Raw genomic sequence first — 25,343 nt, 5'->3', positions numbered from 1 at the left:
TTCCGATCAGGTTCCTTCGGTCACGGTCAGGTGGGAGGACGTGCGTGCGGTGGCGAGTGCTGTCTCTCGCACTGTGGCGAGCGCATCGCCCAGTGCCTGCGGTCCCGCACCGGCCACGGTGGGGACCAGGGTCATCAGGGCGGTGACCAGCGCCGAATCGGCGTCGGGCATCGCCGCGGCCATGGCACGCGCCGCCTCGGCGAGCGCGGCGAAGGTGACGACCACCGCTCCGTGCGCGAACGCGGGATGGTCGGGCGCCGCGGAGGCTGCGGTCCATACCAGGTCGGGCAGCGACATGGTCGGTTCGGGGGCCGGTGCCGCGGCGGCGCGCAGCTCATCGACCGTGGACACCGAGAGGTCGCCGACCGGTATGTGTGGGTCGACGGCTATCGCTTCGAGCACACCGACGAATCGCTCGGCGAACACCTCGACGGTGGCGGCGTCGTACAGGTCGGTGGCGTACACCAGAGCGCCCCGCATGGGTTGCGGGTCTGCCGACCCGGAACCTGCCATGTCGCCGGGGAACAGAGTCAGTTCGAGGTCGACCTTGGCCGAAACCACACGCTCGTCGTGCGGCGCCACCTCGATGCCCGCCAGCGAGACGCGCGGGAATTCGACGTTCTGGTAGACGAGCATCACTTGGAAGAGCGGGTTGAACGCTGCGGTCCGCGCGGCCCCGGCCGCTTCGACCACCGACTCGAAGGCGACGTCGGCGTTGGTCATGTCGGCCAGGTCCGAGTCGCGGATCTGGTCCAGGAACGCGCCATAGGCCATCGTCGGATCGACCGCGGTGCGCAGCGCCAGCGAGTTGACGAACATGCCGACGACGTCGTCGAGAGCGGGTTCGGTGCGCCCCGCGTACGGTGTTCCGACGACGATGTCGTCGCTGCCGTTGAGGCGGCTGAGAAGGATCGAGACGGCGGAGTGCAGGACCATGAACAACGTGGCGTTGTGACTGCGGGCGATCGATTCGAGCACCGCGACCAGTTCGGCCGGGACCTCGAAGGCGACCTCGGCGCCGGCGTAGGACGGGACTGGCGGGCGGGGTCGGTCGAAAGGTAGTCCGATCTCCTCGGGTGCGCCCGCGAGCCGCTCGCGCCAATAGGCCAGCTGCCGATCACGCTCGCTGTGGCCGCCCGCATCGACCACTGCGAGGCGGTCGCGCTGCCACAGGGCGAAATCCGAGTAATGCACACGCAGCGGCAGCCATGCCGGTGCTTGGCCGGCCGTCCGAGCCGCATAGGCCGACACGAAGTCTCTCGCCATCGGCAGGATCGATGCACCGTCCGCGTTCAGGTGGTGGATCACGAAGATGAGGACATGGTCGTCCGGGCCGAGCCGGAACAGGCGCAGCCGCAGCGGTACCTCGGTGGTCACGTCGAAGCCTCGGCCGCTCACCTCCCAGATCGCGTCCCGCAGCGATTCGGCGGTGACCGGGGTCGGCCGCAGGTCCAGCGTGTCGAGCACCTCCTCGACACCGGCGAGCACCTGCACCGGTCCGCCACCGACCATGGGGTAGTACGTCCGCAGTGACTGCTGGCGGCGCAGCAGGTCGACGATCGCCTGGTCGAGGGCCATCACATCGAGGTGACCGGTGAGCCGCAAGGCCAGATCCACGTTGTAGTTCGGTGAGTCCGGCTCGGCCCGGTTGAGCAGCCACAGACCGCGCTGCACTTCGGAGACCGGCACCACATCGGGCCGATGACGGGCGACCAGCGGGACCGTCATGACGCCCTCACCGGTCAGTTGATCGATGTACTCGGCCACGGCGGCCACCGTCGACGCCTCGAGAAGCACGCGGATCGGCATCGGCCGGCCCACCACCTTCGACAACGCGGTCGCGAGCTTGGCGGCACCCAGCGAGTTGCCACCGAGCTCGAAGAACCCTGCCCCGACGCTGACCCGATCGAGCCCGAGCACCTGGGCGAACACCTCGGCAACCACCTCTTCGAGCGGTGTCCGGGGTGCGACGAATTCTCGGCCGATGTTGAAGTCGACCGCGGGCAGCTCTCGCCGGTTGATCTTGCCCACGGTGGTGGTCGGAAACTCCTCGAGGATCACCACCGAGTGCGGAACGAGGTGCGACGGAAGTCGGTTGCGCGCGTGCGCGAGCGCGTCGTCGGCGGTGAGCACGTGCCCGTCGGCCGGCGCGATATAGGAGACGAGCAACGTCTCTCCGGCGGGTCCGGGCGCTCCGACGGTCAAGGCGTTGCTCACCCACGGATGGTCGAGCAGCACCGAGTCGACCTCTGCCGGTTCGATCCGCAGGCCGCGGATCTTCAGCTGGAAGTCGCTGCGTCCGAAGTAGTCCAGGCGTCCGTCGGGTCGTCGTGCGACCCGGTCGCCCGTGCGGTACAGCCGCGTGCCCGAGTCGAAGGGATTCGCGACGAAGCGGGTGGCCGTGAGCTCGGTCCGGTGCAGGTAGCCGAGACCGAGTTGGTCTCCGGCGAGGTAGAGCTCGCCCGTGACGCCGACCGGTGCGGGTCGCAGGCACGCATCGAGCACGACGGCGCCGACGCCGTTGAGGGGGCGACCGATGGTGAGATCGTCGTCGGGCTGCAACGGACCGTCGACCGTACTCCAGATGGTGACCTCGGTCGGTCCGTACAGATTCATGAACCGGCGACCGCCGGTGCTCCAGCGCCGCATCAGTTCAGGCGGGCATGCTTCCCCTCCGCTGAGCACCCATCGCACGCTGGGCACCGCCTCGGGATCGACGGTGGCGAGAACAGATGGCGTCATCATCACGTGGGTCACCCGGTGGCCGGCGATGACGGACTCCAGTTCATGGCCGCCGAAGGTGTGCACGTCGGCGACCACAAGGGTTGCACCGACGCCGAGCGCCATCGTCAGTTCGAGGACAGATGCATCGAAGCTCGGTGACGCGACGTGCAGTACGCGTGACTGTTTCGTCAGGCCGAGGTGCCCGCGCTCGGCCGCGAACAGATTCGCCACTCCTCGATTGGAGATGACGGTGGCCTTCGGCCGGCCCGTGGACCCCGACGTGTAGATCAGGTACGCCGGGTCATCGAGGTGAATCGGTCGCGTCAGATCGTCGTCGGACGGTTCGGTGGGCAGAGCGGTACGAATCCGCGCGTCGTGGGTGGCGTCACCCAGGATGATCCAGTCGACATCGGTGTGCCCGGTCAACTCGGGCGCGGACTCGGCGGATGCGATCCCCAGGATCGCACGGCTGTCGGCCAGCATCGCGGCGCGACGCTCGAACGGGTGTCGCGGATCGACGCCGAGGAATGCCGCTCCCGTCTTGATCACCGCGACGGTCGCGAGGATCGAGAGGTGCGAGCGCGGAACTGCCAGCGCGACAACGTCGCCCGGCCCCACACCCCGGGCGATCAGTTCGTGGGCGAGTTGGTTGGTCGCGGTCGCGAAATGCTGCCGGTCGATGTGCGCGGTGCCGAGAATGGCCGGAGTCCCGGTGTCGGCCGCGGCCGTTCCGGCAGCCAGCAGGGTGCGCAGTGTGGCCGGCGGCTCGCCCCGCCCCTCCTGCTGCACCGCCAGCTGCGTCTCGTCGGCCGGTAGCAGATCGATGCCGCCGAGCCGGCCCTGCGGACGGGCCGCCATGGTGCCGATGATGTCGACGAGATATCCCGCCATACGTTCCATCGACTCCGATGTGAACAGGTCCGTCGAGTAGGCGAACTCGAGTTCGATCTGATCACCGTTCGGGGTGCCGTCGCCGCGGATCTGGACCGCCGTCACCGCGAGCTCGTACTTCGCGGCCGGCACACGGGCGTCCAGGATGCTGACGCCGTCGATGTCGAGCTCCCGGCGGTGGTCGTCGACCATGGTGAGCGCGACCTGGAACAACGGAGTGCGCGACAACGATCGCTGCACCCCGAGTGCCTCCACCACCTGTTCGAACGGAACCTGTGCATGCGACAGGGCGTCCGAGCGCACACGGTGTGCGTGGGCCAAGGCCTCCGCGACGGTGTCCGCCGGCGCCACCCGCGTGCGCAGCACCACGGTGTTGACGAACATGCCGATCAGATTCTCGGTCTCCGGCTCGTCACGGCCGGCCACCGGTGTGCCGATCGAGACCTCCTCGGTACCGGCGAGCCGCGACAGCAAGGTCGCCAGCGCCAGATGGAGCACCGTGAAGGTGGTCACCCGGAACCGGCCGGCCAGCGAGCGCATCGCGGCCACGGTCGTACCGTCGAGCACCACGTCCACATAGCCGCCGCGGCCCGTCGGCACACTGGGGCGGGGATGATCTGTCGGCAGCGGCAGCAGTTCGGGCGCACCGCGGAGTTCGGATCGCCAGAACTCCAGTTCGGCATGGATGCGCGATTGGGGGTCCTGCCGGTCACCGAGCACCTCACGCTGCCACAACCCGAAGTCCGCGTACTGGACCGCCAACGGCGTCAAGGGCGGTTCGACCCCGGCGGCTCGCGCGCTGTACGCGACCAGCAGATCCCTGATCAGCGGACGCAACGATGCACCGTCTCCGGCGATGTGATGCAGAACCACCATGAGCACATGCCCGCACGTGGCACCGTCGTCGTCGGTGATGGTGAACAACGAGCAGCGCACCGGAAGGGCGGTGGCCAGGTCGAAGCCGATCGCCGCCTCCACGGCGACGGCGTCACGCAGTTTCGCTTCACCGACCGTCGCCGTGTAGAGCCGGCACGATTCCACCGCTTCGGCGACGTCGACGATCTCCTGAACGGGATCACCGTCCACGGACGGAAACCGGGTGCGCAGGGACTCGTGGCGAGTGATCAGGTCGGCGACCGCGACGCGCATCGCGGCGACGTCGATGTCGTCGGGTAACCGAATCGCCCCCGGCATGTTGTAGGTGGGCGCTGCCGGGTCCACGCGGTTGATGAACCACAGGCGCGCTTGGGGATAGGAGAGCGGGATCAGGTCGGGCCGCTCCATCGGCACGAGCGGCGGCCGCACCTGGGATACGTCCACCGGTCGCGCGGCAGCCGCGATGTCGGCCACCGACCCACTCTCGAAGATGTCCGCGAGCGCGATGTCATAGCCCGCGACCGAACGCGCGCGGGCAGCGAGCCGGGCCGCCACCAGGGAATTCGCCCCCAGGCTGAAGATGTTGTCGCTGACGCTGATCGGTGTGACGTCGATCAGCTCCTCGAGCAGCGCGACGATCTCGCGTTCGGCGGCGGAGCGCGGCGCAACATATGAACGCTCCGAGGTCGACGCCACCGGGTCCGGCAGCGCTGCACGATCGAGCTTGCCGGACGAGTTGGTCGGGAGCGTGTCGAGCGTCACGACGGCGGACGGCACCATGTGGGCGGGCAACTCCGAGCGGCACCAATGCAGCAGACGCTCCTCGGCACCGGGGGCCTCCGGATGGGACTCCGCCCGAGCGCCGTCGACCTTCACGTACGCGACGAGCGCCGTGCTGCCGGGCAGCTCGCGGGGCACCACGACGGCCGCACGAACCGAGTCCTCCGCGAGGAGGGTGTTCTCGATCTCCCCCAGCTCGACACGCTGTCCGCGCACCTTGACCTGGAAGTCGGTGCGCCCCAGATACTCGAGTTCCCCGTTCGCGTTCCAGCTCACGAGATCGCCGGTGCGGTACATCCGTTCGCCCGGCACGAAGGGATTGGCGATGAACCGGTCGGCGGTGAGCCCACCGGCACCGAAATAGCCGTGCGCAAGCTGCACGCCGGCCAGATACAGCTCTCCGACGCGGCCGAACGGCAACGGACGCAGGCGACGATCAAGCACGTACGCCTGTGTGTTGGCGACCACCCGGCCGATCGGAACCGTCTGCTCGTCGCCGGTCACCACGTGTTCGGTGACGTCGACGGCAGCCTCGGTCGGACCGTACAGGTTGATCAGTTCGGCCTGCGAATGCGCCCGAATCCGGCCGGCCAGGCCGGCGGGAAGCGCCTCACCGGATGCGAAGACCATCCGTACCCCGGGCGGGATGACGGCATCGGCGTCGGGCACATCGTCGGCGAACACGTCGAGCATCGACGGTACGAAGTGCAGGACCGTGACGCCGTGCCGCTCGATGACCTCGCGCAGATACCGGGGATCCCGGTGGCCGCCCGCCCGGGCGATGACGGTCCGAGCACCGCGCTGCAGCGGCCACAGGTACTCGATCACCGACGGATCGAAGGTGAACGGGGTCTTGTAGAGCCACACGTCGTTCTCGTCGAGCGCGAATCGCTCCTGCACCCACGCGAGTCGATTGAGCACCGCCCGATGCGAGACCTCGACACCCTTCGGACGGCCGGTCGACCCGGACGTGAAGATCACGTACGCGGGGGCGTCCGCGGCCACCCTCGGCGGCAGTTCGGGAAGTTCGGCCGGCGCGGGCCGGTCGGCCCGGAATCCCACCCGGGTGATGAAGTCGGCGTCGACGACCCGCACCGGGCGCGCCGTCTCCAGGATGTGTTGGCGGCGGGAATGGGGTGCGTCGACGTCGACGGGAACGTAGGCGGCGCCGACCGTCAGCACGGCATAGATCGCGACGACCTGGTCGATACCCCGAGGCAGACAGATCGCCACCCGGTCACCGGACTCCACGCCGTCTTCGCCGAGTCGCTCCGCCAGGTCTCTGCGTAGCCAGTCGAGTTCGCGGTACGTCCACGATCTCGAATCGTCGAGCACGGCGGTCCGTGCGGGGTGGTCGGTTGCGTTCCGCGTGAACAGGTCCAGCAGGTTGCCGTGGCCGATGTCGGCGACCGTCCATTCTCGGGACCCACCCGCCGATGCCGACTCGAGCTGCTCGTGTTCGCCGGCGACGAGCAGATCGATCGAGCCCACCGAATGGTCGAGTCCGTCGACGAACCGGCGCGCGAAGACCAGGAACCGGCGATGGTGATCCTCGATCTCGTTCTGCGAGTACAGATTCGGGTTGCCGTGGAAATCCATGGCAAGCGGTTCCCCGGGCACCGGTTGGTACAGGTTGACGGCGAGATCCTCGATGATGCCGGTGGTGAGGACCCGGTAGTCGAGGGTCGTCCCGTCGATCTCCAACTGGTCGAAGAACATCATGTTGATGGCGGGACCGAAATAGACCGATCCCCCGTCGAGGCCCGCGTCCCGCCTGATGTCGTCGGAGCGGTAGCGCTGGTGTCGCAGGGCGCCCGTGAGCTCGAGTTGGGCGTCGTCGATCAACTCCCGGGCAGTGCGCGCACTGACGTCGCGCAGCCGGATGGGCAGAACGTTGGACACCATGCCGCCAGAGGCCTTGATCTTGGCGGTCGCGCGCCCCGTCACCGGAAGACTGAGGACGACGTCGTCGCTGCCGGCCATCCGGCCCATGAACGCGGCGAACGCGGCCGTGAGCAGGACCGCGACGGATGTCTGCAGCTCTCCGGCGAGCGCATCGAGCCGATCTTGCAGGTTCTGCGGCAGCGCACCGCCGGCAACGACGTTGTCGAACGACAGCGGAACCGGACCCGGCACCGTCGAGAGCGACACCGGTTCCGGGAACTCGGAGATCCGTGCGCCCCAATGTTCCTTGTCGCGGACGTAGCGGGTGCTGTCCCGGTAATCGGCCTCATAGGCGATGATTTCCGCGAGCGTGGCCACCGGCTTGTCGTCGGGCACCTGCCCGCGGCGCAGGGCGTTGTAGCGGTCCACTGCGCGCCGCGCCATCGTCAGAGCGGCGTTGCCATCGACGATGATGTGATGGGCGCGCTGGTAGAACAACGTGTGGTCGTCGGCGACGCGCAGGAAATTGACCACGATCAATTGATCGTTGACGAGGTCCACCGGCAACCGGTACTCGGTCTCCATCCATTCGACGGCGGCCGCGAACGGGTCGGGCTCACCGCTGAAGTCGAGGAACTCGATGTGCTGGTCGTAGTCGAAGTCGAGGTACTGCATCGGCACGCCGTCAGCATCGGCGAGGCGGATGTAGGGGATCTCCATCAGTTTGCCGACCGTGTAGCAGCATTCGACGAACAGATCGATGTCGAGTCCACCCGGCTCGTGCCGGATGTCGATGTACTGCGCGATGTTGACCGAGAACCCCGGAGACAGCGTTTCCGCGAACCACAGCCCTCGCTGAGGTGCGGTCAGCGGCAGCAGTTCGCGGCGTAGGGCGCCATGCGATGCAGCGGCAATGGTGACGCCCGCGTCATCACTATCAGTCCCACCGTCCACAGTCAGCGCCAATCTTCCTACCCTCCCGAATCCGCAATCGGTAATCCGCGTGTGCATACAGTTCGCCCAGGGATCACCGACTCAATGTTTATCTTGACAAGGGTCACCGATCGTTACGTCCGGTACTTACTTTAATCCTCTTTGTTTCTTCAAATCGACTCTTTATCGTCGCCAATGTCGTCTGAACGGGCTAATACTCTGGCAGCACTCCTTCGTTCAACCGACACGCCGGCGCGGCCACCGACGTCAGTGTCCGGTCGCCGCCTTGCGGTAACCGCGAAGGGCCGGCTTGATCGACAACGCTGTGATGACCACCGTCCAGATCGCGACCTTGATGAGGTTAGCGGCAATGGGGCCACCCGCCGCGAGCGACCGCATGACTTCGATCGCCGGCGTCATCGGCTGGTTTGCCACGATCGGCTGTAACCAGCCCGGATACCCGCTGACCGGGGCGAAGCCGGAATTGAAGAACATCAGCAGTGTCGAGATCAACGAGAGTACCGGCACCACCGGTGAGCCGGGCCGTGCGCTGACCGCGATGGCCAGAGTGAATATGGCGAACGCGGCACCATAGGCGAGCGCGACGCCGACCAGACCCAGCGCCGGTCCGAGTCCCTGGGTGAACCGAAACCCGATGAGGTGCCCCGCGGCAAGCAGGATCACGGTCGTGACGAACACCCGGACGATCTCGCCGATCACTCGCGACGTCAGATCGGCCGACCTGTTCAAGGGGAGCACATACAGCCGGCTCAGCAACGCGGTGCGACGCTCATTGTTGAGGCGGGCCGCCGACGCGACGGTGCCGAACATCGCGCCGACGAGGATGACCAACGGCACTGTTCCGTAGGCGCTGTTCTGTCCGGTGGCCCGGCCGATGACGTCACCCAAGACCACCTTGAACATGACCATGCTGAGCGCGGGAAAGATGAGTGCCTGCAACAGGGTGGGCACGTCCCGAGCAAAGACACGGACCTGGCGTCCGGCAAGAATCGCACTTTGCCGCGCCCATGCGCGCACCGATTCCTCAGCCCAGATCCGTGGCTGCGGAAATGTCGATGAAATCGCGTTGACGCCCGACTGTTGCCCGGTTGCGCTCGCCGGGCGCTGATGCATCGCGGCGCTCAGAGCTGCATCGGTCATCGGGCCACCCGCCGCCCGTGGATCCAGAGCAGCAGCGCAGACGCCACGATCAACCCGATCCACCAGAACAGCGTGGGCTGGAATTTCTGCCAGGTCAGGGTGCCCTGGTCGGCGGCGCGCATGACGTTGGTGAACTGGGAGATCGGCTGGTTTCGCACGAACGGCTGAATCCATGTGGGAAAGCCCTGCAGCGGCAGGAAGCCGGTCGAGAGCATGCCGAGGATCAATGTGGGCAACGCGAGCGCCTGACTGGTCGCCTGGGGACTGCTCGCCACCATGCCGACCCCGTCGGCGACCTGTCCCAGCAGCAGGCCGATGGCCGCCGCCACCGCGAACAGGGTGACCGTTCCGGTCACTCCCGCCTGCGGTCGCCAGCCCATCAGCAGGCAGGCTATGGCGGCGCACGCCAAGGACTCCGCCAGGAGCACCCCGTTCGTGGCGGTGCGCGCCAGCATCGGGGTCGCCGACGACATCGGCAACACGCGGAAGCGGGTGTTGATGCCCTCGGCGGCGTCGTAGGCCGCGCGCATCGCAGCCGAGGACGCGGCAAACGACACCGACTGCAAAATGATGATCGGCATCAGGAATTGCCCATAGTTCACGCCGGGAATAGAATCCATCAGCTTGCGGAGTGGAATATAGAAACACACCGCGAGAAGCACCGGGGACGCGACCGCGAGAATGAATTCGCCATTTCGGGCCACTTTGGTGATTCCCCGGACGGTCAGCGCCCACCATTGGCGAAATGCATTGATATGGACCGGATATTCGCCGATCGCCCCTCCACCGGGATCGGTACCCGGAGCACGTCCTTCGGAGGTTCCGTCGGTCACCGATCGGGTGCCGACCATCTGCGAAACCACGACTACTCGTCTCCCTTTCCGGGTTCGGTGAGGGCCAGGAACGCCTCGTCGAGTGAAGGTCGCCGCATGGTCACGTCCGACAGTCGGATGTTCGCCTTCGTGGTGCGCTGGATCACCTCGACGAGCGTCTCGGTCCCGTGGATGGCGGGAACCGCGACCGAATTATCCTGGCGAACCTCGGTATGTCCCTCCGGCATCATGTCGGCGAGGACGCTGTGCAACTGCGGCAGATCCACGATGTCGGCAGGGATCACCTCGCAGTACGCGGCACCCGTCGCTTCCTTCAGCTCGTCTGCCGTTCCCTCCGCGATCACCTTGCCGTGGTCGATCACCACGATCTTGTCCGCCATGGCGTCGGCCTCTTCCAGATACTGCGTCGTCAGGAGAATCGTGACCCCCGAATCCCGCAATCGCTGAACGAGGGTCCACACCTCCTGGCGGCTGCGCGGGTCCAAGCCGGTGGTCGGTTCGTCGAGGAACACGACCTTGGGCGCGGTCACCAGGCCGCACGCGATGTCGATGCGGCGGCGCATGCCGCCCGAGTACTGCCCGACGCGCCGCCCACCGGCGTCACCGAGCGAGAACATCGTCAGCAGTTCATCGGCCCGTGCCCGGGCCGCCGCGCTCGACAAACCCAACAGCCTGCCGAAAAGCACCAGGTTCTCCCGGCCGGACAACGATTCGTCGAGAGCCGCGAACTGGCCGGTCAGCATGATGCAGCGCCGCACGTCCGCAGCGTCATCGACCACATCGAATCCGTGGACGGTTGCTGTCCCCCTGTCCGGTTTGAGCAACGTGCACAACATGTTGACCGTCGTGGTCTTGCCGGCGCCGTTGGGGCCCAACAGCGCCACGATCCGGCCCGCCGGCACACTGAAGCTCACGTCGTCGACCGCGACCATGTCCTTGAAACGCTTGTGCAGGTTGCGCACCTCGATCGCCGGCGGGTCGGCATGCTCCACGGCGTCTGGTTCTTCGAGACCGGTGGGCTGCACGTGCGACTCAGCCGTCGGCAGGACCGCGATCGGCGTCACCGGAGCGACGTCATCGCCGACTCGACGGTGGCGACCCCGACTGCGTTGGGCGTCGGTTTCCTCACGCCACCGACGCAGCTTCTCCATTACCGGGTCAGACTGGTCGGGTGGAAGTGTCAACGCGTCCGGCCGACGGTGGCGTCCGCCGCTGACGACACCAGGGTATGGACCGTCAGCAACCTCGGACATCGTTTCCTTCATTCGTACCTACGCACTCCGAATCAAACCTACGCAGTGAATCGTTGTCGGAGACCTTTTGGTTAGCGAGTCTCCCAAAGATCCGGCGAAATGCGTCCTACATCGGGCCGGCTTCGCTCATTCGAACTACGCGGCGCCCACGGTGACCCGTGCCCATTCGACAAACCGGCACCGAGGTCACCATATCCGCAGCCCTCAGGCCCACCAACGCCCGACCTCGCCCGGCGCACCACCCCGACCCTTGGCAGAGTGACACGAATGACCACCCCACCCGCCTCCGCCGACCGCGAAATCCTCACCTGGGAACTCAACGGTCAGGCCTGCCGAGAACTCGCCCGGATGGTCGCCGACGACGGGTTCGTCCCCGACATCATCCTCGGCATCGCGCGCGGCGGCCTCATCCCGGCCGGCGCCCTCGCCTACGCGCTGGACTGCAAGATCCTCATCTCGCTCAACGTCGAGTTCTACACCGGCGTCGGCGAGACGCTGGCCGAACCGGTGATGCTGCCGTCGCTGCTGGAGTCGAGCGGTCTGCACGATCAGAAGGTGCTGGTGGTCGACGACGTCGCCGACTCCGGCAAGACGCTCAAGCTCGTCGACGACTACTGCGAACACCAGGGCCGCGTCGCCGAGGTCCGCAACGCGGTGATCTACCAGAAGCCGCACACCATCACCCGGCCCGACTACTGCTGGCGCACCACCGACAAGTGGATCAACTTCCCGTGGTCGGTCGACGGTCCGGTGTGAGGAATCGCCGGACGAATATCCCCCGGGATCGCACCGTCGCGACGGCCTCGTCCGGCTCCGCGGCCGTGTCGGGTCCGCCCTGCGGATACCGCCGCGCCACCGGCCCCGCCGACACCCCGTGCGCGATCACACTCAGCAGCACGGTCACGCCGATCGCCGACGCCGCGATCGGCGCCGCCGTCCCGTTCGACCCGGCGAGTTCTTCGACGCCGAGCAGCGCGAACACCACGGACGCGAGCCCGCGCGGCCCGAACCATCCGATGATCGCCACGTCCCGCAGCGGCAGCCGGGCACCGATCAGCGACAACGCCACCGGCACCATCCGGAACACGGTGAGGCTCAAGACCGCGTACACGATCATCAGCATCAGGTCACCGGCCTCGAGGACCCGCAGTGCGAGAGGCACCAACGCGGCGCCGAAGAGAAACCACACGACCACGGCCAGCAGTTCCCCACCGAGTTCTGGGAGTACCTCGAGCGCCGGATCGTCCCCGAGTGCCGACGGGGCGCCCTCGTCGTCGGACTCCACCCGCCCCCGGTCGATGACGTACCCGAACGTCATCCCCGCGACGAACGCGGCGATGAACCCGTTGCCGTCGATCGCGATCGCGAGGACGAACACCCCGAGTGCGGTCGCGAGTGCGGCGATCTGCCGCGTGGACTCCGACGAGAGCCGCCTCGTCGCCGACTGATTGGTCATCCACGCGCACAGCGCGCCGACCACGACGCCGATCACCACTCCGACCAGCAGTTCGACGACCGCGTCGCGCACGGTGATGTGCTCGGATTCGCCGAGCCCCAACGTGGTCGCCGCCAGCGCGATGGCGAGGGTGACCACCGGGGTGGCGATACCGTCGTTGAGTCCGCTCTCCACGTTCAGCGTCAGCCGCAGCCGACGTGGGATCCGCTCGTCGTTGATCACCTGCACGCTCAGCGCGGCATCGGTCGGCGCCAGCGACGCACCGACGAACAACGCCAGCGCCCAGCCGAGGGAGCCGAACATCCACTGCGCCCCCAGCGTGCCCAGCAGCATGGTCAGCGGCAGACCGATCAGCAGCAGCCTGGCCGGCAACCGGACTGCACGGCGCAACCGGCCGACGTCGACCCGCGAGGCATCGGTGAACAGCACCAGCGCCAGCGTGAGCTCGGCGAGCCGATGCACCGTCGACGTGTCGACGTCGACGGTCAGCACCCCCCACGTCGGATTCGCCAGGACATACCCGGCGACCACGAACAGCAGCGGACCGGTCACATCGTGCCGCGTCAGCAGCCGCGAGGTGACCGCCCAGGCGAAGATGAGCAGGCAGATCACCGCGATGGTGGCGTCACTCATCGTCGGCCGCGGCGTGGTCAGCGCACATCATGAGCGGATTATGCCTCCCACGACGAACGGCCCGCTCCCCAATGGGGAACGGGCCGTTCGTGGTGTAGCTCGTGGGGAGGACGCCTTACTTGGCCTTCTCCATCACCTCGACGAGGCGCCAGTGCTTGGTCGCCGACAGCGGGCGGGTCTCCATGATCCGCACGCGGTCACCGACACCGGCGATCTCCTGCTCGTCGTGCGCCTTGACCTTGCTCGTGGTCCGGATGATCTTGCCGTAGAGCGGGTGGCTCTTACGATCTTCCAGCTCGACCACGATGGTCTTCTGCATCTTGTCGCTGACCACGTAACCGATCCGCTCCTTGCGGCGGTTGCGTGCTTGCGTTGTCGTCACGTTCTGGTCCTCACTCATGCGTCATCACCTTCCGGTCCCGACGCCAGACCCAGCTCACGCTCACGCATCACCGTGTAGATCCGGGCGATCTCACGACGCACGGTCCGCAGACGACGGTTGTTGTCGAGCTGGCCGGTGGCCATCTGGAAACGAAGGTTGAACAGCTCTTCCTTCGACTCCTTCAGGCGATCCACCAGATCAGCGTCATTGAGGTCGCGCAGTTCGGACGCAGCAACTCCGAGTCCCATCAGAACTGCTCCTCTCTGGTCACGATTCGGGTCTTGATCGGGAGCTTGTGCTGCGCGCGACGCAGGGCCTCGCGAGCAATCTCCTCGTTGGGGTAGGTCATCTCGAACAGCACACGACCCGGCTTGACCGGGGCGACCCACCACTCCGGCGAACCCTTACCCGAACCCATGCGGGTCTCGGCGGGCTTCTTGGTCAGCGGGCGGTCGGGGAAGATGTTGATCCACACCTTGCCGCCACGCTTGATGTGCCGGTTGATCGCGATACGAGCGGACTCGATCTGACGGTTGGTGATGTAGGCGCTCTCCAGAGCCTGGATGCCGTAGTCACCGAACGTCACCTTGGTGCCGCCCTTGGCCTGACCCTTCAGGCTCGGGTGATGCTGCTTGCGGTGCTTGACCCGACGGGGGATCAGCATGATCAGCCCTCCTGCTTCTCGGCGCCCGCCGCAGCAGTGGCCTCGGCCGGAGCATCCGCGGCACGACCCGCATCGGTGCTCGTGGCAGTGGTGCCGGAAGCACCGCTGCGCCGGGGCCGGCTGGGCCGGCGGGGACGACGGTCCTCGGCGGCCGGCGCGGCTGCGGTCAGCTCACGCTTGCCACCGACGATGTCGCCCTTGTAGATCCACACCTTCACGCCGATCCGGCCGAAGGTGGTCTTGGCTTCGTAGAGTCCGTAGTCGATGTCGGCGCGCAGCGTGTGCAGCGGCACGCGACCCTCGCGGTAGAACTCACTGCGGCTCATCTCGGCGCCGCCGAGGCGACCCGAGCACTGTACCCGGATGCCCTTCACGTTCGGCTGACGCATCGCCGACTGGATCGCCTTGCGCATCGCGCGGCGGAACGCCACACGGTTGCTCAGCTGCTCGGCGACACCCTGCGCGACGAGCTGCGCATCCGACTCGGGGTTCTTGACCTCGAGGATGTTCAGCTGCACCTGCTTGCCGGTCAGCTTCTCCAGGTCGCCACGGATCCGGTCGGCCTCGGCGCCGCGGCGACCGATGACGATGCCCGGACGGGCGGTGTGGATGTCGACGCGGACCCGGTCACGGGTGCGTTCGATCTCCACCTTGGAGATGCCGGCGCGCTCGAGCCCCTGCGAGAGGAGCTTGCGGATGGCGACGTCTTCCTTCACGTAGTCCGCGTACTGCTTGTCGGCGTACCACCGCGAGTTCCATCCCGTGGTGATGCCCAGACGGAAGCCGTGCGGGTTGATTTTCTGTCCCACTACTGGGCTCCCTTCTTGGGCTGACGCGAACGAGCACGCGACGCGGTGGCCTTCTCGGGAAGGCTCTCGACGACGACGGTGATGTGGCTGGTGCGCTTGCGGATGCGGAACGCACGGCCCTGCGCACGCGGCTGGAACCGCTTGAGCGTGGCACCTTCGTCGGCGAACGCGGTGTTCACGACGAGGGTCCGGCGATCCAGACCCAGGTTGTTCTCCGCGTTCGCGACGGCGCTGGCGAGCACCTTGTACACCGGCTCGGACGCCGACTGCGGGGCGAACCGCAGGATGTCCAGGGCCTCGTCGACATTCTTGCCGCGGATCAGGGCGATCACGCGACGTGCCTTCATCGGGGTGACACGCACGTGCTTGGCGGTCGCCTTGGCGGTCGGATTATCGGTCTGCGTAGTCATCAGCGGCGCTTCGCTTTCCGGTCATCCTTGATGTGACCCTTGAAGGTACGGGTGGGCGCGAACTCGCCCAGCTTGTGTCCGACCATGTTGTCCGAGATGAACACCGGGACGTGCTTGCGACCGTCGTGGACGGCGAAGGTGTGACCGATGAAGTCGGGGATGATGGTCGAACGGCGCGACCAGGTCTTGATGACCTGCTTGGTGCCCTTCTCGTTCTGCGCGTCCACCTTGGCAAGCAGGTGGTCGTCGACGAACGGGCCCTTCTTGAGGCTGCGTGGCATTCTCTAACTCCCTCCTGTGCTTATCGCTTGTTCTTGCCGGTGCGACGACGACGAACGATCATCTTGTCGCTGGCCTTGTTCTTGCGGGTGCGGCCTTCCGGCTGACCCCACGGGCTGACCGGGTGGCGACCACCCGAGGTCTTGCCCTCGCCACCACCGTGCGGGTGGTCGACCGGGTTCATCACGACACCGCGGACGGTCGGGCGCTTGCCCTTCCAGCGCATACGGCCGGCCTTGCCCCAGTTGATGTTGCTCTGCTCGGCGTTGCCGACCTCGCCGACGGTGGCGCGGCAGCGCACGTCGACGCGACGGATCTCGCCCGAGGGCATACGCAGGGTGGCGTGTGCACCCTCCTTGCCCAGCAGCTGGATCGAGGCGCCGGCACTGCGGGCCATCTTGGCGCCGCCACCCGGACGCAGCTCGACGGCGTGCACCTGGGTACCGGTCGGGATGTTGCGCAGCGGCAGGTTGTTGCCCGGCTTGATGTCGGCGGTCGGACCGCTCTCCACCGTGTCGCCCTGGTTCAGACCCTTCGGCGCGATGATGTAGCGCTTCTCGCCGTCGACGTAGTGCAGCAGCGCGATGCGCGCGGTGCGGTTCGGGTCGTACTCGATGTGTGCGACCTTGGCGTTGACGCCGTCCTTGTCGTTGCGACGGAAGTCGATCAACCGGTAGGCGCGCTTGTGACCGCCACCCTTGTGACGGGTGGTGATGCGACCGTGCGCGTTGCGTCCGCCGCGACCGTGCAGCGGGCGAACCAGCGACTTCTCCGGATGGTCACGGGTGACCTCGGCGAAGTCGGCGCCGGAAGCGCCACGACGACCCGGGGTCGTCGGCTTGTACTTACGAATAGCCATGTCTCTAGTCCCTCAACTCTCGAGTCCCGGTCAGCTGACCGGTCCCCCGAAGATCTCGATGGGCTTGCTGTCGGCGGCCAGCGTCACGATCGCGCGCTTGGTCGACTTGCGCTGGCCGTAGCCGAAGCGGGTGCGCTTGCGCTTGCCCTGACGGTTGGCGGTGTTGACGCTGGTGACGGTGACGTCGAAGATCTGCTCGACCGCGATCTTGATCTGGGTCTTGTTCGAGTCCGGGTGCACCAGGAAGGTGTACACGTTGTCCTCGATGAGCCCGTAGCTCTTCTCCGAGATCACCGGCGCCAGGATGATGTCGCGGGGGTCAGCCTGCGTAGCCATGCTCACGCCTCCTCTTTCGTATTCGACGCGATGAACGCGTTGAGCGTCTCGACGCTGAACACGACCTCATCGGAATCCAGCACGTCGTAGGTGTTGAGCTGATCCGGCGCGATCGGCAGCACGTTCTGCAGGTTCGCGACGCTGCGCCATGCGGTGTCGTCCTCACGGCCGAGCACCACCAGGAACTTGCGGCGGTCACTGAGCGACTCGAGGAACAGCCGCGCCGACTTGGTCGACGGGGTCTGTCCGGCCACCAGTTCGGTGATCACGTGGATGCGCTCGTTGCGCGCCCGGTCCGAGAGGGCACCGCGCAGGGCGGCGGCCTTCATCTTCTTGGGGGTGCGCTGGCTGTAGTCACGCGGCTGCGGGCCGTGGACGGTGCCACCGCCGGCGAACTGCGGTGCGCGGGTCGACCCCTGGCGGGCGCGGCCGGTGCCCTTCTGGCGGTACGGCTTGGCGCCGCCACCGCTGACATTGCCGCGGGTCTTGGTCGCGTGGGTGCCCTGGCGAGCGGCGGCCTGCTGGGCCACCACGACCTGATGCATCAGCGCGATGTTGGCCGGGGCGTCGAACAGCTCGGCGGGCAGATCAACGGTTCCGTTGGTCTTGCCGTCCGCGGTCTTGACGTCCAGCGTCAGCTTCGTTGTTGCTTCGGTGCTCACTTGGTCGCACCACCCTTCACTGCGTCGCGGATCACCACGATGCCGCCCTTGCGGCCGGGGATCGCGCCCTTGATCAACAGCAGACCGGCGTCGGCATCCACCTTGTGCACGGTCAGGTTCTGTGTGGTCACGGTGTCGTTACCCATCCGACCGGCCATCCGCATGCCCTTGAACACGCGGCCCGGGGTGGCGCAGCCACCGATCGAGCCCGGTGCGCGGTGCACGCGGTGCGCGCCGTGGCTGGCACCCAGGCCGGAGAAGCCGTGGCGCTTCATGGCGCCGGCGAATCCCTTGCCCTTGGAGGTACCGGTCACGTCGACCTTGGCGCCGGACTCGAAGATCTCGGCGGTCAGTTCCTGGCCGACCTCGAGCTCCGAGACGTCCGCGATGCGGATCTCGGCGAGGTGGCGGCGCGGGGTGACCCCGGCCTTGGCGTACTGCCCGGCAACCGGCTTGGAGACCTTGCGCGGGTCGGTGGCGCCGTAGGCGAGCTGCACGGCGGTGTAGCCGTCGCGGTCGCTCGTACGGAGCTGGGTGATGACGTTGGGTCCGGCCTGGATGACCGTCACCGGAACGACACGGTTGTTCTCGTCGAAGACCTGGGTCATGCCGAGCTTGGTGCCCAGAATGCCCTTGGTCGCAGATTGATTGCTCATGATTCTCTTCGCCCCCCGCCTACTGGATGTTGACGTCGACGCTCGCCGGCAGGTCGATGCGCATCAGCGCGTCGACCGTCTTCGGCGTCGGGTCGAGGATGTCGATGAGTCGTTTGTGGGTGCGCATCTCGAAATGTTCGCGGCTGTCCTTGTACTTATGCGGCGAACGGATGACGCAGTAGACGTTCTTTTCGGTGGGCAACGGCACCGGGCCGACCACGCGTGCCCCGGTACGGGTCACGGTTTCCACGATCTTGCGCGCCGAAGCGTCGATCGCCTCGTGGTCGTAGGCCTTGAGCCTGATGCGGATCTTCTGTCCCGCCACGCTGTGTCCTCTTCCGTCAGTTGTTCTCGACAGACAAACACCGCGTGACCCTTGGGGTTCCCCTGGCGAGGGGCCGGCTCGATGGCCGGTGGGCACATGACCACCCGTGTGAGATTCGGGGATCGACGCTGTTCATCTGTCGTTGTACGTTGGCTCGTCACTGGGACGAACCGTTTCGCTCCGGCACCCGCGGTCGGGCGTGTCGTGTCCGTACGCCTGATTCAGGGCACGCGTTACACGCCCAAGGCCGGATTTCCGGGTCCTGGGAGTCATTCACCCGATCGGAGGCCGCACAAAAGCCCGCGTCCGCCGGTCAAGGCAACCCGACAAGTATGCACCAGGTCGGGGTGCGGATTCAAATCCGCCCTCCGGTGGCCGGCTGACGTGTCCGCGGGTGGCGTCGATGCGCGCGACGATCGGCGATTCACCGAGCACCGGTGTCATCGGCACTCTAACCTCACGACAGGGACCTGAACCCGGCTCGCCAGCCCCGAGCCGACCCGGAAGGCCTGCACATGAGCACGGTTGTGCCACCCGACACCGGCCACGAACTCGACGACGCCGACGGGTCGATCCCCACCCCGCGCAGCGTGCGTGTCGAGCCGACCACCTCGCCACCGCGTCCGAGCAACATCACCCTCAAGGTCACGATGGCGCTGACCGGCACGGTGTTCGCCCTGTTCGTCCTGGTCCACATGATCGGCAACCTGAAGGTCTACACCGGCGCCGAGCACTTCGACGCCTACGCCCATTGGCTGCGCACCCTGCTCGAGCCCCTCCTCCCCTACGAGGGCGCGCTGTGGATCTTCCGCATCGTGTTGCTGGTGTGCCTCGTCGCCCATGTGGGGGCATCGTTCATGCTGATCGGTCGCGCGCACAAGGCCAAGGGTCGCTACCGCCGCACGGGCATGGGCTGGCGACGACTGCCGGCAACTCTCATGCCCTACACGGGCATCATCCTGCTGGTCTTCATCGTCTTCCACATCCTGGACCTGACCACCGGAACCCGGCCGGTCGCCAGCGAGGAGTTCATCGGCACCACCGAGCAGAGTTCGCACGCCTACCACAATCTGGTGGAGAGCTTTGCGCGCTGGCCGGTCGCGCTGTTCTACGTCGTGGTGATGGTCCTGCTCGGGATCCATCTGGTGCACGGGCTGTGGAGCGTGGTCAACGACCTGGGGGCGACCGGCCGGCGGGTCCGTCAGGTCGGCGCGGCGGTCGCGTTCCTGCTCGCGGCCGCGGTCATGCTGGGCAACATCACCATCCCGCTCGCGGTGCTGACCGGGGTGGTGAGCTGAGATGAGCCACGCCCGCCCGGTCACCACCGACATCGACGCACTCCGCTCGGTCGGCGACGACGTCTCCTCGGGGCTGCCCGACGGGGACCCGGCCACCGCATGGCGGCGACGCCGCGACTCGTACACGCTGGTCGGCCCGCTGAACCGCCGGAAATTCACCGTCATCGTCGTGGGCACCGGGCTGGCCGGCGCCGGCTGCGCGGCGGCGCTCGGCGAACTGGGCTACAACGTGTCGTCGTACACCTTTCACGACGCACCGCGCCGCGCCCACAGCGTCGCCGCGCAGGGCGGCATCAACGCGGCACGCGCCCGCAAGGTCGACAACGACTCGATCCACCGGTTCGTCGTCGACACGGTCAAGGGCGGCGACTTCCGGGGCCGCGAGGCCGACGCCTTCCGCCTGGCCGAGGAGTCCATCCGCGTCATCGACCACCTGAACGCGATCGGCGCCCCGTTCGCCCGCGAGTACGGCGGCGCGCTGGCGACCCGCAGCTTCGGCGGGGTGCAGGTCTCCCGTACCTACTACACGCGCGGCCAGACCGGACAGCAGTTGCAGGTGGCCGCATCGCAGGCGCTGCTGCGGCAGGTCGCCGCAGGCACGGTCACGCTGCACACCCGCCACGAGATGCTCGACCTGATCGTCGCCGACGGTCGCGCGCAGGGCATCGTCGCGCGCGACCTGGTCACCGGGCAGATCACCGCGGAGACCGCGCACGCCGTGGTCCTCGCGACCGGCGGCTACGGCACCGTGTTCTACCAGTCGACGCTGGCCCGCAACTGCAACGCCACCGCGTCGTGGCGGGCGCATCGGCGCGGCGCCTACCTGGCGTCGCCGTCGTTCGTCCAGTTCCATCCGACCGCGTTGCCGGTCAGCGCGCCGTGGCAGTCGAAGACCACGCTGATGAGCGAGTCGCTGCGCAACGACGGGCGGATCTGGGTGCCCCGGCAGCCCGGCGACGACCGACCCCCGGGCAGCATCCCCGAGGCCGAGCGCGACTACTACCTGGAACGCAAGTACCCGACCTACGGCAACCTCACGCCCCGGGACGTCGCGTCGCGGGCCGCGCGCGAACAGATCGAGAGCGGGCACGGGGTCGGACCGCTGCACAACAGCGTGTACCTGGACTTCGCCGACGCGCTCGGCCGCCTGGGCAAGGCCACCATCGCCGAGCGCTACGGAAATCTGTTCTCGATGTATCACGACGCCACCGGCGAGGACCCGTACGTCGTGCCGATGCGGATCGCGCCCGCCGCGCACTTCACGATGGGCGGGCTGTGGTCGGACTACGACCAGATGACGTCCATCCCGGGCCTGTTCGTCGGCGGCGAGGTCGGCTGGGGCTACCACGGCGCCAACCGCCTCGGCGCCAACTCGCTGCTGTCGGCCTGCGTCGACGGCTGGTTCACGCTCCCCTACTCGGTGCCGAACTATCTGGCCGGTCACCTCGGCGAGCCGATCCTCGGCCAGGACGACGACGCGGTGATGTCGGCGGCCGCGGCCGTCGGAGACCGGATCTCGCGGCTCACGTCGGTCGGCGGCACCCAGAGTGCACGGGTGTTCCACCGCCGGCTGGGCGAGATCCTCTACGCCGGCTGCGGTGTCTCCCGCAGCGTCGAGTCGCTGTCGGGCGCCATCGACGGCATCGACGCGCTGACCGCCGAGTTCTGGTCGGATCTGCGGGTCACCGGCTCGGGCAACGGTTTCAACCAGGAACTCGAACACGCCGGCCGGGTCGCGGACTTCCTCGAACTCGCCCGGTTGATGTGTATCGACGCCCTCGATCGCGACGAATCCTGCGGTGCCCATTTCCGCACCGATCACCAGACCGACCGCGGCGAGGCGTTACGCGACGACGACAGCTGGTGCTTCGCCTCGGCGTGGGAGACCACCCCCGAGGGCGGCCACGTGCGCCATCGGGAACCGCTGGATTTCACCGCGGTGCCGCTGCAGACACGGAACTACCGGTAGGGGGACGCATGCGGATCACCATCGAGGCCTGGCGGCAGACCGACACCGGCGCGGACGGCCATTTCGAGACGTACGTCGTCGAGGACGCGACACCGGAGATGTCGCTGCCCGAGGTGCTCGACCGGCTCAACGAGAACCTGGTCGAGGCCGGCGTCGAACCGATCGCCTTCGACTCGGATTGTCGCGAGGGGGTCTGTGGCGCGTGCGGGATGATGGTCAACGGCCGTCCGCACGGCCCCACGCCGAACACCCCGTCGTGCCGTCAGCATCTGCGGCATTTCCCCGACACCGTCACCACCCTGAAGCTGGAACCCTTGCGCGCCAAGTCTTTTCCCGTGATCCGGGATCTCGTGGTGGATCGGGCGGCACTCGACCGGGTGATCGAGGCCGGTGGCCACGTGGCGATCAACGCGGGGCAGGCCGCCGACGCGGACGAGACCCTGACCCCGCACGCGACCAGTGAGCAGTCCCTCGACTACGCGGCCTGCATCGGGTGCGGCGCCTGCGTCGCCGCCTGCCCCAACGGCGCCGCCCACCTGTTCGCCGGCGCGAAGCTGCTGCACCTCGCGGCCACCGCCTACGGACGGGCCGAACGCGGACGCCGCGCCCGGGCGATCACCGGGGCGATGGAACAGGATTTCGGACCGTGCTCCACCTACGGCGAGTGCGCCGACGTCTGCCCGGCCGGCATCGAGCTCAACGCCGTCGCGGCCGTCAACCGGGAGGCGTTGCGGTTCGGTTTCCGCCGCAAGGCCGACTGACCCGACATCCCCGCGGACCGACCCCGATATGTTGGTCAGCGGACCGGCCGCGACACGTCGGCCCGAAGAGCAGACGGCGGGGAGACTTCAGGCAGATGCGGGTCGACGGGCGGGAGATCACCGTTACGGGCAGCCTGCTGCAGCCGTTGACCCGACGCACCAGCGACATCCTGCGCCTCCTGCTCGCCACCACGGTCCTCGCCGTCGTCGTCGCCAGTTCGTTGATCACCCGCAACGACTGGGTGGCGCTGGAGGAGTCCATCTCCGGCATCGTCGGCGTGCTGTCGCCCACGCTGTCGAATCTGGTGTATCTCGCCTACGGTCTCGCGATCCTGGCGCTGCCGTTCGCGATCCTCCTCGGTCTGCTGGCCGCCCGCCAATGGCGGATGCTGGCGGCCTACGGGGCCGCCGCGGTGGTCAGTGTCCTGGCCCTGTCCATCACGGAGAACGGGATCGCCGCCCCGCAGTGGCACATCGACGTCGACGACCAGCTGAATTCTCTGCTGTCGCAGTTCCTCGACGACCCCCGCTGGATCGGGATGCTGGCCGCGGTGCTCACCGTGTCCGGTCCGTGGCTGCCGGCCCGGCAGCGGCGATGGTGGTGGACGCTGCTGTTGGCGTTCGTGCCCATCCACCTGGTGGTCAGTTCGGTGGTCCCGTCCCGCGCGATCCTGGGGCTGTCGACCGGGTGGTTCGTCGGCGCGCTGATCGTCTGGGTGGCCGGCACCCCCGCACTGGTCGTGCCGCTCGACGACGCGGTCCGCACACTGACACGACGCGGCATCGACGTCTCGGCGTTGCGGGTCGTGCGGCCCACCGGTGCCGGTCCGTCGGCGCTCACCCTCTGGGCATACACCGACACCGCACCGGACGCGCCGGTCGTCGGAGACGACCGGCGGCCCCAGGCGGTCATCGACCTGTACGGGCCGTATCAGCGCAGCGGTAACGCGCTGGTGGTGTTCTGGCGAAAGGTGCGCCTGCGCCCGGAGGAGACCCCGCCGATGCAACTCTCGGTGCACCGATCGGTGGAACACCGCGGCCTGATGGCGATCGCGATCGGCGAGCTGGGGCTGGCCAACGCCACGACGATCGCGGTCGCGTCACTGCAGCGCGACTGGTCCATGTACGCCCGCACGTGGACCCGGGGCACCCCGATCGACGATCCCGGCGCGACCGACGGCGCCCGCCACGCCTGGGAGTCCCTCGGAGCCCTGCACGCCGGCGGCATCAGCCACGGCGACCTGCGGGCCTCGGAGATGACGCTCGACGACGACACCGTCCGCTTCGGCGGCTTCAGCTATGCGGAGTTCGGCGCCACCGACGTCTCCCAGGAGGCCGACGTCGCGCAGTTGCTCGCGACGACGACGAACCTGTTCGGCGCGCCGATGGCGGTCGGCGCCGCCATCGGCGTGTTCGACGAGGACACGGTTCTGTCCGCCTCGCGGCGTCTCACCACCTCGGCGCTCCCCCGACGCATCCGCGACTCGTTCGCCGACGACAAGGCGGTGATGAACGCGGCGCGCGACGAGATCCGGTCCCGCACCGGAACCGACGCGATCCCCATCGCGACGGTCACCCGATACTCCCGCGGCCAGATCATCCAGCTCGTCCTGCTGGTCGCCCTGGTCTATGTCGCCTATCCGTTCATCAGCACCGTGCCCGCCTTCTTCAGTGAGCTGGCCACCCTGGACTGGGCGTGGGCGGCGCTCGGTCTCGCGGTCTCGGGACTCACCTACCTCGGTGCCGCGGCCGCCCTGTGGGCCTGCGCCAACGGCCTGGCCGGTTTCCTCAACCTCACGATCATGCAGTTCGCGAACACCTTCGCCGCCACCACCACCCCGGCCGGTGTCGGCGGTCTCGCGCTGAGCACCCGCTTCCTGCAGAAGGCCGGCCTCGGCGGGGTGCGGGCGACGACCGCCGTGGCCCTGCAGCAGAGCGTCCAGGTGATCGTGCACGTGGTGCTGCTGATCATCTTCACCACCTTGGCCGGGGCATCGGCGGATCTGTCGCACTATGTCCCGCCGGCGACCGTCCTCTATCTCGTCGGGGGCATTCTCCTCGGTGTCGTCGGCATCGTCCTGTTCGTGCCGACACTGCGGCACTGGCTCGCGACCGCGGTCCGCCCGAAACTGGCCGAGGTGATGGTCGATCTGCTCGACGTCGCGCGCGAACCCAAACGGCTCGCGATCATCATCCTGGGGTGCACCTCCACCACCCTGGGGGCCGCACTTGCGCTGTGGGCGAGCGTCAACGCCTTCGGCGGGGAGACCTCGTTCATCAGCGTGACGGTGGTGACGATGGTGGGCGGAACACTCGCGTCCGCGGCGCCCACACCGGGCGGGGTCGGCGCGGTGGAGGCCGCGCTGATCGGCGGCCTGGCCGCGTTCGGCGTCCCCTCGGCCATCGCGGTGCCGTCGGTGCTGCTCTACCGCATCCTGACCTGCTGGCTGCCGGTGCTCATCGGCTGGCCGGTGATGCGATGGCTGACCCGCAACAACATGATCTGAGC

Annotated in this window: 21 protein-coding genes; 5 read left to right on the top strand and 16 right to left on the bottom strand. The window is 67.7% G+C overall.

The genetic code is table 11. The features are described from left to right. Positions 1 to 6 precede the first annotated feature (6 nt). The 4 genes from ACWDTI_RS20220 to ACWDTI_RS20205 form a co-directional block, all read right to left on the bottom strand. Positions 7 to 8,121 (bottom strand): amino acid adenylation domain-containing protein, encoded by an 8,115-nt coding sequence (locus ACWDTI_RS20220; protein ID WP_449739903.1) that lies wholly within the window; start codon positions 8,119 to 8,121, stop codon positions 7 to 9. Positions 8,122 to 8,355: 234 nt separating this feature from the next. After that, positions 8,356 to 9,249 (bottom strand): ABC transporter permease, encoded by an 894-nt coding sequence (locus ACWDTI_RS20215; RefSeq protein WP_449739902.1) that lies wholly within the window; start codon positions 9,247 to 9,249, stop codon positions 8,356 to 8,358. After that, on the bottom strand, positions 9,246 to 10,100 hold the full coding sequence (locus ACWDTI_RS20210) for an ABC transporter permease (protein WP_449739910.1): 855 nt from the start codon (positions 10,098 to 10,100) through the stop codon (positions 9,246 to 9,248). The genes ACWDTI_RS20215 and ACWDTI_RS20210 overlap by 4 nt, the downstream gene beginning before the upstream one ends. Positions 10,101 to 10,114: 14 nt before the next feature. After that, positions 10,115 to 11,233 carry an ATP-binding cassette domain-containing protein gene (locus ACWDTI_RS20205; RefSeq protein WP_449739901.1) on the bottom strand — a complete coding sequence of 373 codons (1,119 nt, stop codon included), beginning with the start codon at positions 11,231 to 11,233 and terminating at the stop codon, positions 10,115 to 10,117. A gap of 369 nt (positions 11,234 to 11,602) precedes the next feature. On the opposite strand from ACWDTI_RS20205, the gene ACWDTI_RS20200 reads away from it, so the two are divergent. After that, positions 11,603 to 12,091, top strand: a complete 489-nt coding sequence (locus tag ACWDTI_RS20200) for a phosphoribosyltransferase (RefSeq protein WP_449739900.1) — start codon at positions 11,603 to 11,605, stop codon at positions 12,089 to 12,091. On the opposite strand, the gene ACWDTI_RS20195 is transcribed toward ACWDTI_RS20200, so the two are convergent. The 12 genes from ACWDTI_RS20195 to rpsJ form a co-directional block, all read right to left on the bottom strand. Beyond that, a complete protein-coding gene (locus tag ACWDTI_RS20195; RefSeq protein WP_449739899.1) occupies positions 12,057 to 13,424 on the bottom strand; it encodes a cation:proton antiporter in 1,368 nt (455 codons plus the stop codon). The genes ACWDTI_RS20200 and ACWDTI_RS20195 overlap by 35 nt on opposite strands. A gap of 115 nt (positions 13,425 to 13,539) precedes the next feature. Further along, positions 13,540 to 13,824: a 30S ribosomal protein S17 gene (rpsQ, locus tag ACWDTI_RS20190; RefSeq protein ID WP_449739898.1), complete on the bottom strand. Its 285-nt coding sequence runs from the start codon at positions 13,822 to 13,824 to the stop codon at positions 13,540 to 13,542. Continuing rightward, complete coding sequence (gene rpmC / locus ACWDTI_RS20185) at positions 13,821 to 14,054, bottom strand: 50S ribosomal protein L29 (RefSeq protein WP_449739897.1); 234 nt, start codon at positions 14,052 to 14,054, stop codon at positions 13,821 to 13,823. Before rpmC ends, rpsQ begins: the two co-directional genes overlap by 4 nt. Continuing rightward, positions 14,054 to 14,470 (bottom strand): 50S ribosomal protein L16, encoded by a 417-nt coding sequence (gene rplP / locus ACWDTI_RS20180; RefSeq protein WP_020793368.1) that lies wholly within the window; start codon positions 14,468 to 14,470, stop codon positions 14,054 to 14,056. The genes rpmC and rplP overlap by 1 nt, the downstream gene beginning before the upstream one ends. Positions 14,471 to 14,472: 2 nt before the next feature. Continuing rightward, entirely contained in the window at positions 14,473 to 15,279 is an 807-nt protein-coding gene (gene rpsC, locus ACWDTI_RS20175; RefSeq protein ID WP_449739896.1) for a 30S ribosomal protein S3, read from the bottom strand. Beyond that, positions 15,279 to 15,689 (bottom strand): 50S ribosomal protein L22, encoded by a 411-nt coding sequence (rplV, locus tag ACWDTI_RS20170; protein WP_449739895.1) that lies wholly within the window; start codon positions 15,687 to 15,689, stop codon positions 15,279 to 15,281. The genes rpsC and rplV overlap by 1 nt, the downstream gene beginning before the upstream one ends. Then, complete coding sequence (gene rpsS / locus ACWDTI_RS20165) at positions 15,689 to 15,970, bottom strand: 30S ribosomal protein S19 (RefSeq protein ID WP_005193585.1); 282 nt, start codon at positions 15,968 to 15,970, stop codon at positions 15,689 to 15,691. The genes rplV and rpsS overlap by 1 nt, the downstream gene beginning before the upstream one ends. Before the next feature lie 20 nt (positions 15,971 to 15,990). Further along, positions 15,991 to 16,827: a 50S ribosomal protein L2 gene (gene rplB / locus ACWDTI_RS20160; protein ID WP_449739894.1), complete on the bottom strand. Its 837-nt coding sequence runs from the start codon at positions 16,825 to 16,827 to the stop codon at positions 15,991 to 15,993. Positions 16,828 to 16,857: 30 nt separating this feature from the next. After that, positions 16,858 to 17,163, bottom strand: coding sequence for a 50S ribosomal protein L23 (gene rplW, locus ACWDTI_RS20155; protein WP_449739893.1), 306 nt, complete (start codon positions 17,161 to 17,163; stop codon positions 16,858 to 16,860). A 2-nt stretch (positions 17,164 to 17,165) separates the two neighbouring features. Continuing rightward, entirely contained in the window at positions 17,166 to 17,825 is a 660-nt protein-coding gene (gene rplD / locus ACWDTI_RS20150; RefSeq protein WP_449739892.1) for a 50S ribosomal protein L4, read from the bottom strand. Then, positions 17,822 to 18,481, bottom strand: coding sequence for a 50S ribosomal protein L3 (gene rplC, locus ACWDTI_RS20145; RefSeq protein WP_449739891.1), 660 nt, complete (start codon positions 18,479 to 18,481; stop codon positions 17,822 to 17,824). Before rplC ends, rplD begins: the two co-directional genes overlap by 4 nt. Positions 18,482 to 18,500: 19 nt before the next feature. Continuing rightward, positions 18,501 to 18,806, bottom strand: coding sequence for a 30S ribosomal protein S10 (gene rpsJ, locus ACWDTI_RS20140; RefSeq protein ID WP_003938093.1), 306 nt, complete (start codon positions 18,804 to 18,806; stop codon positions 18,501 to 18,503). Positions 18,807 to 19,321: 515 nt separating this feature from the next. On the opposite strand from rpsJ, the gene ACWDTI_RS20135 reads away from it, so the two are divergent. The 4 genes from ACWDTI_RS20135 (at position 19,322) to ACWDTI_RS20120 (ending at position 25,341) form a co-directional block, all read left to right on the top strand. Continuing rightward, complete coding sequence (locus ACWDTI_RS20135) at positions 19,322 to 20,104, top strand: succinate dehydrogenase cytochrome b subunit (protein ID WP_449739890.1); 783 nt, start codon at positions 19,322 to 19,324, stop codon at positions 20,102 to 20,104. A gap of 1 nt (position 20,105) precedes the next feature. Further along, positions 20,106 to 22,073 carry a fumarate reductase/succinate dehydrogenase flavoprotein subunit gene (locus tag ACWDTI_RS20130; protein ID WP_449739889.1) on the top strand — a complete coding sequence of 656 codons (1,968 nt, stop codon included), beginning with the start codon at positions 20,106 to 20,108 and terminating at the stop codon, positions 22,071 to 22,073. 8 nt (positions 22,074 to 22,081) lie between these two features. Further along, entirely contained in the window at positions 22,082 to 22,834 is a 753-nt protein-coding gene (locus ACWDTI_RS20125) for a succinate dehydrogenase/fumarate reductase iron-sulfur subunit (protein ID WP_449739888.1), read from the top strand. 95 nt (positions 22,835 to 22,929) lie between these two features. Beyond that, positions 22,930 to 25,341, top strand: coding sequence for a lysylphosphatidylglycerol synthase domain-containing protein (locus ACWDTI_RS20120; protein WP_449739887.1), 2,412 nt, complete (start codon positions 22,930 to 22,932; stop codon positions 25,339 to 25,341). Positions 25,342 to 25,343: the final 2 nt, after the last annotated feature.

The sequence above is a fragment of the Gordonia sp. NPDC003424 genome (assembly GCF_053588655.1).
The sequence above is the reverse complement of the archived record's forward strand: the minus strand, read 5'-3'. Positions and strand labels throughout refer to the sequence as shown.